At 19.4% G+C, this 10,024-nt stretch carries 12 protein-coding genes and 1 tRNA gene; 2 read left to right on the top strand and 11 right to left on the bottom strand.

The features are described from left to right. Window positions 1-145: 145 nt before the first annotated feature. From Q8777_RS01800 to Q8777_RS01750, 11 genes are all read right to left on the bottom strand, one after another. Window positions 146-230 (bottom strand) — tRNA-Tyr (locus tag Q8777_RS01800). A gap of 225 nt (window positions 231-455) precedes the next feature. Further along, the gene (locus Q8777_RS01795; RefSeq protein ID WP_318676027.1) at window positions 456-2,099 is read right to left on the bottom strand and encodes a membrane protein insertase YidC; all 1,644 of its coding nucleotides are present in this window, start codon (window positions 2,097-2,099) and stop codon (window positions 456-458) included. Window positions 2,100-2,122: 23 nt separating this feature from the next. After that, window positions 2,123-2,452, bottom strand: coding sequence for a ribonuclease P protein component (gene rnpA / locus Q8777_RS01790; RefSeq protein WP_318676028.1), 330 nt, complete (start codon window positions 2,450-2,452; stop codon window positions 2,123-2,125). 286 nt (window positions 2,453-2,738) lie between these two features. Next, window positions 2,739-2,873, bottom strand: coding sequence for a 50S ribosomal protein L34 (rpmH, locus tag Q8777_RS01785; RefSeq protein WP_318676029.1), 135 nt, complete (start codon window positions 2,871-2,873; stop codon window positions 2,739-2,741). 63 nt (window positions 2,874-2,936) lie between these two features. After that, window positions 2,937-4,001, bottom strand: coding sequence for a M42 family metallopeptidase (locus Q8777_RS01780; RefSeq protein ID WP_318676030.1), 1,065 nt, complete (start codon window positions 3,999-4,001; stop codon window positions 2,937-2,939). A 17-nt stretch (window positions 4,002-4,018) separates the two neighbouring features. Beyond that, the gene (locus Q8777_RS01775; RefSeq protein ID WP_318749380.1) at window positions 4,019-4,651 is read right to left on the bottom strand and encodes a hypothetical protein; all 633 of its coding nucleotides are present in this window, start codon (window positions 4,649-4,651) and stop codon (window positions 4,019-4,021) included. Window positions 4,652-4,682: 31 nt separating this feature from the next. Further along, entirely contained in the window at window positions 4,683-5,282 is a 600-nt protein-coding gene (rplT, locus tag Q8777_RS01770; RefSeq protein ID WP_318676032.1) for a 50S ribosomal protein L20, read from the bottom strand. A gap of 48 nt (window positions 5,283-5,330) precedes the next feature. Next, window positions 5,331-5,519: a 50S ribosomal protein L35 gene (rpmI, locus tag Q8777_RS01765; protein WP_318676033.1), complete on the bottom strand. Its 189-nt coding sequence runs from the start codon at window positions 5,517-5,519 to the stop codon at window positions 5,331-5,333. Between the two features lie 17 nt (window positions 5,520-5,536). Then, a complete protein-coding gene (gene infC, locus Q8777_RS01760) occupies window positions 5,537-6,055 on the bottom strand; it encodes a translation initiation factor IF-3 (RefSeq protein ID WP_318749381.1) in 519 nt (172 codons plus the stop codon). A 342-nt stretch (window positions 6,056-6,397) separates the two neighbouring features. Continuing rightward, a complete protein-coding gene (locus tag Q8777_RS01755; RefSeq protein ID WP_318676034.1) occupies window positions 6,398-7,150 on the bottom strand; it encodes a phosphatase PAP2 family protein in 753 nt (250 codons plus the stop codon). 160 nt (window positions 7,151-7,310) lie between these two features. Continuing rightward, window positions 7,311-7,628, bottom strand: coding sequence for a hypothetical protein (locus Q8777_RS01750; protein WP_318749450.1), 318 nt, complete (start codon window positions 7,626-7,628; stop codon window positions 7,311-7,313). An 804-nt stretch (window positions 7,629-8,432) separates the two neighbouring features. Here Q8777_RS01750 and Q8777_RS01745 point away from each other — a divergent pair. Together Q8777_RS01745 and Q8777_RS01740 are read left to right on the top strand one after the other, a co-directional pair. After that, the gene (locus Q8777_RS01745; protein WP_318676036.1) at window positions 8,433-9,644 is read left to right on the top strand and encodes a glycosyltransferase; all 1,212 of its coding nucleotides are present in this window, start codon (window positions 8,433-8,435) and stop codon (window positions 9,642-9,644) included. Between the two features lie 41 nt (window positions 9,645-9,685). Then, a partial coding sequence (locus Q8777_RS01740; protein WP_318749449.1) for a glycosyltransferase occupies window positions 9,686-10,024 on the top strand: 339 nt, incomplete at its 3' end.

Here is a 10,024-nt window from a genome sequence, read left to right as displayed (position 1 = left end):
GAGCCAGGATCAAACTCTTTGTTTTAAGATTTTTAATCTTAATAAAAAAACTTGTCTTTTAAAAATAAAAAAATATTATATCATCTTCAGTTTTCAAAGAAATAAATTAATATAAATTTAATAAAATTAAATTAAAAAATTTTTATGGTGGAGGGAGATGGATTCGAACCATCGTACCTTGACGGAGCAGTTTTACAGACTGATGCGTTTAGCCACTTCGCTATCCCTCCCTAAAACATAAATATAAACATAAAAATAAACTTTAAAAAAAGCATAGTATCACATAAAAAAAACTACAAATAATTTTAACATAAATTTATAAAAAATCCAATTTTTTTTAAAAATAAAATTAAATATTTATTTTTTATTAAAATAATTAATAAATTATATATTTTTCTATTTTTTAAAAATTAATTAAATTAAAATTTTTTTTATTAAATAGGTAAAAATATATTTTATTGAATGTTTTTTTGTTTCAATAAAATATATTTTTTTTTCATTAATTTATGATTTATAATAACTTGTAAAATAGTATAAATATTTCCAACTATCCAATATAAAGATAGTGAAGAATCATTAAAAGAAGCAACAACCATAAATAAAATCATAATATATCCAATTATTTTTATAGAAAATTTTTGATTTCTATCTTTTATTTTTTGTTCATCGCTTAAAATTTTGACATTTTTATTAAATTGAATATTCTTTTTTTCATTTATTTTATTTAAAATAAACATACTTGTTCCTACTAAGAAAGATAAACAAATTCTAACTAATATATCAATATTAATAAAGTTTTTTTCAGTAAAAGAAGTTGAAGAGGAACTTAAATTAATAAATCCTAAAAAAGGTTTTTTTAAATCCACATAAGATTCAAAAATTCCACCAGGAACACGAAAACGATTTAAAGTTTTAAACATAGCAATAAAAATAGGAATTTGCAAAAAAGTTATAAAAAAACTAAAAATATTTAAATTATGTTTTTGATATATTTTTTGAATTTCCATTTGTTTTTTATATAAAGATTCTCTATCTTTTTTTAAAAGATATTTTTCATTTATTTTATTAATTTCCGGTTTCATTAAATTCATATTCATACTAAAAGTACTAGATTTAGTATAAATAGGCCATAATAAAGTTCTAATAAAAATAGTCGTTAAAACAATTCCTAAACCTAAATTTCCAAAAAAATAACCTGTTACACCATAGGAAAATATACTAGAAAAAAAATTTAAAATAGAACCAATTAAAATTATAAAAACATTCCAAATATAACCCCAATAAAAAAAATAATTCCAATTTAATTTATCAAACCATTGAATAGGTAATTCACCAGAATCATCTACAAAAATTTGAATAGGGTTTAATGATTCAAAATTTTTTTCTTTTATATAAAAAAAATTATTTTTTTGTGATTTATTTTTATTTAATCTAGTTTTAATTAGATCATTATATTTATCATTTTGAATAGACAACGACGATAATTCATCATCATAAACATCAATATCATTAAAATCTAATAATGATATTATTTTATTATCATTATCATCTGTTTTTAATATACAAATTTTATAATTATCATTTTTCTTAAACTTGTCTTTTAAAAAACATTTTTTATCTGTTCCTGTTTTAATATTAAAAAAATCCCTTACATAAACATCTCTTCTAATATCTCTATCTTTTTCTAGAACAAAAAAAATATCTTTAGAATTTAAAATATCATCTATATATTCTTTTAATACAATTTTAGATGTTGAATCAAGTTCAAATTTTTTTTGTATATTAATGTTATCTATATGAAAACGATCTGTTTGATTATTAATCCCAAATCGAAATAAATCAATACCTTCTCCAAAATAAATTGGATTAAGATCTGAACGATCTAAATTTTCTTTAATTTTTTCGATTTTTGTTTTAATTTTTATTTCATCATCAATATTACTATCAAAAAAAAATTTAAAATTTAAATTACTTAACTTGATTTCTTCTTTTTTAGAAGCTTCGCTAAAATGTCTTACTACTAAATAAACAATCAGAGATAAAAAAAATATTGTAAAAAATTTTTGAAATATAATTTTATTTGTATCTTTCGTTTTCATCAAAATAAATTTACCTTATTAGCTTAAAAAGTTTTTTTTATTAAAATCAAAAATTTTTTTTCTAAATCTAAAAAACTTAATTCTTTAGAAGTTGGTTTTATAACAAGAACAAAAGTCATATTTTTATTTATAAAAGACATATTATTATGAATAATCATTCTCAAACGTCTTTTTATCAAATTTCTCTCATGAGCTTTGCCATATTTTTTACTAATGCTTAAAGCAAACTTAAAATTATCAAGATTTTTATTTTTCATAAAATATAATATAAAAAAATAATTTTTAACTTTTTTTTTGAATTTAAAAATTAAATCTATTTCTTTTTTTTTTTTTAAAATGAATTTTTTTTTCATATTTTAAAAATTATATGTTTTCCTTGAATATCACTTTAATTAAATTATTTTTAAATTTAATTAAAGTGATTTAAAAATAAAAATAATTTTATTTCTATTTAACATTAAAATAATATTTAATAAATTTTCCAACGATTCAATTTACTAAAAAAATTATTAATATAAATATAATATTAATAATTTTTTAATTTAATTTTTTAATATTTGATTATTATTGCAAATATTGCAAATATTGCAAAATATAAAAGAAAAATCCATTAATTATATTTTAATAAAAAGATTAAACTTAAACTGTTAATCTGGCTCTTCCTTTTTTTCTTCTGGAAGAAAGAACTCGACGTCCACCAACAGTGGACATTCTAGCTCTAAAACCATGTGTTTTTACTCTTTTTATCTTACTAGGTTGATATGTTCTTTTCATAAATTAAAATTCAAAAACCTCTTCTTTTTTAAAAATAATTTACTTATTTAAAAAATCTTTTTATTAGTTAAATAAAATATGTTCTACTTTTTTAGAATCTAATTCTTTGATTAATAAAACTAAAAGTTCAATAGTATATTCTATATCTTTTTTATTTATAACAGAAGTATGAGAATGAATATAACGGGTAGGAACGCCAATTGTTATAGTAGCAGAACCTTCGTTTTGTAAATGCATTATTGAAGCATCAGTTTGACCACCTGTTGGTTTTGGTTCTTGAAAAGGGATATTATTATCTTGAGCAATTTTAATTGCCAAATCTCTTAACCCTTTATGAGGTATTAAACCAGAATCATAACAAGAAATTTGTGGCCCTTTTCCTAAAGATGAAATATTTCTTGAATTGTTTTCACCTGGAAAATCATCAGCAATTCCTGTATCTATTGCAATAGAAACTAAAGGTTTAATTTTATTAGTACTTGTTCTAGCACCTCTTAATCCTACTTCTTCCTGAACCGTGAAAGCACCAGCAAATATATTTTGATTATCTTTTAACTTCTCAAGAACTTCCATAACTATTAAAGCACCTACACGATTATCAAAAGCTTTTCCAACTATAAAATCTTCATTATTTAGAAGTTCAAATTCACTATAAGGAGTAATCATATCTCCTATTTTAACATTTAATTTTTCCACTTCTTCTTTGCTATAAACACCTAAATCTAAAAATAAATCCTTACTTTCGGGATTTTTATGTCTATCTGCTATCGATAAAACATGAGGTGGTTTTGCTCCTGTAATTGCTGTCAAAACACCTTTTGAAGTATGGATTTTCCATTTTTGAGCTAACATAACATTAGTTGACCAACCGCCTAATGTTTGAAATTTAATAAATCCTTCTTTAGTTATTTCTGTTACTATTAAACCAATTTCATCTACATGACCAGCCAACATAATTTTAGGACCATTATTACCTTTATAAGCAATCAAACTACCTAAATTATCATATTCTATTTTATCAACAAAATCCTTTATGTTTTCTTTTATATAACTATTAACTTGTTTTTCTTGCCCTGGAACACCATTTAACATTGTTAAATCTTTTAATTTTTTTAACAAATTAGACATAATAAACTAAAACTCCTTTATAAAAATTCATTATAATTTTTATTTGTATTATTTGTATTATTTTTAATTAAAGAATGAATATGTTTCAACATATAAAAAAGATAAAATAGAGAAATAACAAAAAATACAAAACTTAAAATTTGTCTAATGGTGCTAAATAATTTATATCCATGTCCTAAATAATAAGAACTTAAAATTAATGTAATTAAATAAAAAACAAATTCTAAAGAACTGAATATACTTTTTTTATTGTTGGAATAAAAGCTAATAATATATAATTTTATAACAATATGTATTATAAAAATATAATATATGGTAAATTCTTTACTAAAAATATTTAATAATTTTTTTTCAGAATTTTTTAGAATAAAAGGTTGCAAAATAAAACTTAAAGAAACTAAAATTAACACTAAACTTTCTAATAAAAACAAAAACTTAATAAAACCTGTTTTTTTTTTGAAATTACTAAAAACAAATATATAATTAATCCAAAAAATTAAAATACTAAGTAAAATATCACTAGCATGAAATTTGTATTCAAAAATTAGTATTGATTTATCAGACCAAAGAAATATAGAAACTAAAATAAAAAAAACAGTTGTTAAAAATGTAAAAAAAATTTTTTTCTTTTTATAATCAATATTAAACATTAATGTTTTACAACTCCTTAAAAAATAATTTTTATTTATTTATTTTTTCTTTTAACAAATTAATCAAATCTATTTTTTTTAATTTAGAAATATTTGGTATTTCATATTTTTTAGCCAATATTTTTAATTCTGGCATTAAAGATTTTTCTAATTTATTTTCTATATTTTCGTAAATTGAATTTTTTTCTTCAGAAAATAAATTTTCTTTTTTTAATTCTGAATCAATTGTTTTATTTATATCTTTATGATCTGAAATATTCGATAAAGCTTTTTTGTGTTCTAAAGAATTACGAGATAATTCAATATAATTTAAAAACATTTCAGGATTATTATAAGATATATCAGATAAAATTTTACGATTAATTTCTATTTTTGATAAAGAAAGACCATGCATAAATTGTGAATAATTAATATTATTATTCATACAACCTGCATTAATCCTTGTAATCCACAATTTTCTGAAATCTCTTTTTCTTCTTTTTCTATCTCTATAAGAATATTGTAAAGAACGCATTACTTGTTCATTTGCTGTTTTATAAAGATTACTTTTAGAGCCGAAATAACCTTTTGCCAATTTCATTATTTTTTTTCTTCTTTTATGTCTGGATGTAACAAAATTTATTTTAACCATTTTATATTCATTGCCTCTTTAAATTTATTATTATAAAGATTTTTAATTTCAAATAAGATATTTAATTCTTCTTACATCAGTAATATCTACTAATGTAGCTTGTCTTAACTTTCTATTTTGTTTAGTTGTTTTTGATCCAGCTAAATGATTTTTAAAAGCATGCCTTCTTAAAAATTTACCAGTTCCAGTTATTTTAATTCTTTTTTTTAACCCTTTATGCACTTTTTTTTTTATCATACTGAAAACCTTCTTTTTTATTTTATTGTTTTATTTTTTTTTGAAGATAAAACTGTAATAATTCGATTAAATTCTAATTTAGGCGGTATTTCAATATTTCCTAAATCATTTAATTTAAGTATAATTTTTTCGAAAATATTTTTACCTAAATCAACATGAGTTATCATTCTTCCTTTAAAACGCATAATAATTTTAACTTTATTACCTTGATTTAAAAAAAGACGAGCTTTTTCAGTTTTAAAATTTAAATCGTTATTATCGATATTAGGATTTATTCGAATCTCTTTAATAACAGTTACAACTTGATTCTTTTTCATTTCTTTTAATTTTTTTTGATACTTATAACGAAATTGAGAATAATTCATTAATCTAACAACTTTTGGTTCAGAATTAGAATTAATCATTACTATATCTGTTTCTTTTTCTTCAGATAATTCAACTATTTTTTCTTTTTCTAAAATACCTAGTTTAGAACCATTTTCATCCAAAGTTAAATATTTACCATTAGGAATGCTTTCGTTATATAAAACATTTATTTGTGAAGTTTTTCGACTGTTTTTTTTATATTTAATATTAAAATTCTCCTTCCTTTAATAATAAATAATAATTATTTTGTTTATAAATCATTTCAACATGAATTAAAAAAAATTTTTACCAAAAAAAGATATTTAAAAATTTTCAGAAATCTTTTGAATTTTAATAAACTTAGAAATATTATTAATGAACTTCATAATTAAATATAAAGTTACTTTTTCTAATATATTTCTCCTTAAATTTTATTTTATTATCTTTGATATCTTTGATACTTAAATAATTATACATTAAAAAAAACTTTTTTTAATTTTAAAAACAAAATAAAAATTAATTTAAAAAATTATTTATTTTACTATTTTTTTATTATTCTTTTTTCTTGAAATTAAAAAGTAAACTAATTCCACCAAAATAATAGAAATTATTCCGTCTGCTATATAATGTTGTTTAATGGCAAAAGTAGAAATAAAAACTAAAAAAGCCATAATAAATTGAAACCAAAAAACTTTTTTTGGAACATTATTATTTTTTAATCTAAAAGGAACATAACAAAGAAAACTTATAGCAACATGTAAACTAGGTAAAGAATTTAATCTAGTATAATCTGTTTCATATATTTTTTCTAATAATTTACCAGATATTGAACCATGTTTAAAAGTTTTAAACTGAAAAATTTTTAAAGCTTCAATTGGAAAAATAATAAATATTAACAAAGAAAAAAATAAAACTATAAAGGCAGATTTATATAAAGATTTAATTGTTTTTTTATCTAAATATTTATATACAAAAAAAGGAGTTAAAAAATACCACCATAATATAGAGATTAAGTAAATAAAAACAAAATTTTCAAAATATTTTATATCTGGAAAACCTAGAGTTTCTCCAAATTTATTATTTAAACCTAAATTTAATATATTAATCCACCAGTTATTTTTTTCTGAAATTAAATTTTCTGAAATATATCTAGGTATCAATCGTTCATTCTTATAAATAAAAAATAAAACAAAATGATATGAAGCTTGTTGAATAAAAACTAAAAAAAGAAATTTTTTAATGTATTCTTTTTTGCTATATTTTTCATTTTCTTTAGTATTTATCATTTTATTATCTAATTTTTCCTATTTTGTTATTTTTTCAATAACAATTTTTATTTTTATAAAATTTTTTTGGTAAAACTATCTACTTTTACATTATTTGTTTATATATATGTTGATATATATTTATGAAAATACGTGTAAAATACATGTTTTAATATGATTTTTAGATTAAATTTGAATTTTTAAAATTCAATTTTTTATTAAATCTTTTTTTTTTAAAATTCAACAAATAAATAAAAATAACCCAAAATACAATTACAAAAGTAAATAAAAAAACTATCGCAAAAAAATATGAATAATCGTTTTTTAATTCTTCAAAATTATCTATATAAGGAAATAAATCTTTATTACATAATGTTAAAACTAATGAAAAAAAAGAATAAGAAAAAAAATAAATAAACCCAATGTAAAATTTATCAGAAGAAACTAAACTAGAATCTATAAAAGAATAATAAAAAACAAAAGAAATAGGTAATAACATATGTTCAGGATCATATTCCAAAATGTTTTTTAAACATATAACAAAAAAAATAATTAAACAGTTTACAAAACAATTGAATTTTAAATAATTTAAATATTTAGAATATTTTATTTTTTTGATTAAACATAACAATAAAGATAAATTAACTAATAGAGTATTTTCTCTTGTAAATAAACCGAGAGAAAAAAAATTTCTTCTACCATGTTGAGAGTCATAAATAGATTTTGTAATTCCTGAGTATGAAGAAAAAATAGAGATTATTAAAAGAATATATAAACTAATTTTTTCTTTTTTTTTTATCCATAACTTTTTTTTTCATAACTTTAATAAACCTTTAAAATTAAATTTAGTTCTTTTCAATTATTAAATTATAGTATCAAAATATCTTAAAATGATAAGTTAAAACAAAAATAAGTAAGTTAAAAAAAATGTTAAAACATTAATGTAAATTCATGATTTTTTTATATTTGTAATGAAGATTATAATAAAATTATATAGTAAATTATACACTAAATATGATAAATTATAAATATAATTAGAAAATAAATAATATTTTTAAATATAAATAAAAACTTTTAAAAATTAAGGAAAATTAGATTTTTTTATTAATTTTTAGACAATTTATTTTATTTTGTTATTGAGGAAAATTATTAATATATATATATATATATACATACTTTGTGTCATAACAATCAATAAAATCATTAATTTTTACAACAAATTTATTATATAAATAAAGTATTTTGGTTTTTTAAAAATAATTAAAAAATAGCAAAGAATAATAAAAAAAGGTATATTAAAATAATGAAAATAGGTTTATTATTGGATGGTTGGGAACCTTGTATCGGTGGAGTTATTACTTCAACAAAATCTCTCCAAAAAGGACTAGAAATGTTAGGGCATAAGGTTTATATTATAACGCTCAATTCTTACCCTATAAAAAAAGAAATAAAACATGGTCCTTGTATATTAAAACTTCAAGGTGGAATACCTTTATTTTTAAAAGGAACAGAAGGTTATCGTTTAGTTTTAAGATATAAAAAATTTCTGCCTCAAATAGAAGCTTTAAATTTAGATGTAATTCATGTTCATACTGAAGCAGGAATAGGTCATTTAGGTTTATATGCATCTTCTCAACTTAAATTACCATTAGTGTATACAATGCATTCTATGTATCATTTTTTTATTGAAAAAAATAATTTTATTTGGCTTAAAATATTCAAAAAAATAATATTAAAATACTTAGATTATCTTTTAAAAAAGTTTATATCGAAAGCTAATGTGGTTGTTGTGCCTACACAAAAAACTTTATCTTTTTTAAAAGAACGATATAAAATAGAAAAAAATTATCAAATTATTCCAACTGGAATTTCATTAGAAAAATTCGGAAAAGAAAATTATTCTTCTGAAGAGATAAACAATTTAAAAGAAAAATTAGGATTAAAAAATTTTTTTGTTTGTTTATTCATAGGCAGAATTTCTAAAGAAAAATCTATTGATCATAATATTAATAATTTTTCAGCTTTTCATAAACAAAACAAGAAAAGTAAATTCTTAATTATAGGAGATGGCCCGGAAAAAAAGAATTTAAAAAAACAAGTCGAAAAATTAAATTTAAAAAATAAAATTATTTTTTTGAATTTTGTTCCTAACGAACAAGTGGGTCTATATTATCAATTGGGAGATGTTTTTATAAATTCATCTTTGTTTGAAACACAAGGTTTAACTTATATCGAAGCTTTAGCATCTTCTTTACCAATTGTAGCTCGTTACGATGAAGCATTAGAAGGTGTTATTCAAAACGGAGAAAACGGTTTTTTTTATAGTAATGAAAAAGAATTTGTTCAAATTTTAAATATCTTATCTAATGATCAAGAAAAATATAAAAAAATATCATTACAAGCTCAAAAATCAGTTCATAATTATAAACAAGAAATTTTTGCAAAAAAAATGATCAATATTTATCAAAAAGTTATTTATGAGAATAAAAAAAGATTAGAAAATAAAACAATTTAGTTTTATTTTAAAATTCAAAAATAAGAAAAAAGGAATATATTTTGAAAATAGGTATTTTTACAGATTCTAATTTAAACATTATTAATGGTGTATCTGTTTCAACAAAGTCTCTCCAAAAAGGACTAGAAATGTTAGGGCATAAGGTTTATATTATAACTACTAATGAACCTATATCGAAAGATAAAAAAAAAAATAATTGTTATATTATTGAAATAAAAGGTATTTTTATTCCTTTAGAAATTGTAAAAGAATTTCGTTTAGTTTTAAGATATAAAAAATTTCTGCCTCAAATAGAAGCTTTAAATTTAGATGTAATTCATGTTCATACTGAAGCAGGAATAGGTCATTTAGGTTTATATGCATCTTCTCAACTTAAATTA

Source organism: Candidatus Phytoplasma stylosanthis, assembly GCF_032886435.1.
GTDB lineage: Bacteria > Bacillota_I > Bacilli_A > Acholeplasmatales > Acholeplasmataceae > Phytoplasma > Phytoplasma stylosanthis.
Note: the sequence above shows the minus strand (reverse complement) of the source record. Positions and strands in the feature narration are given on the sequence as shown.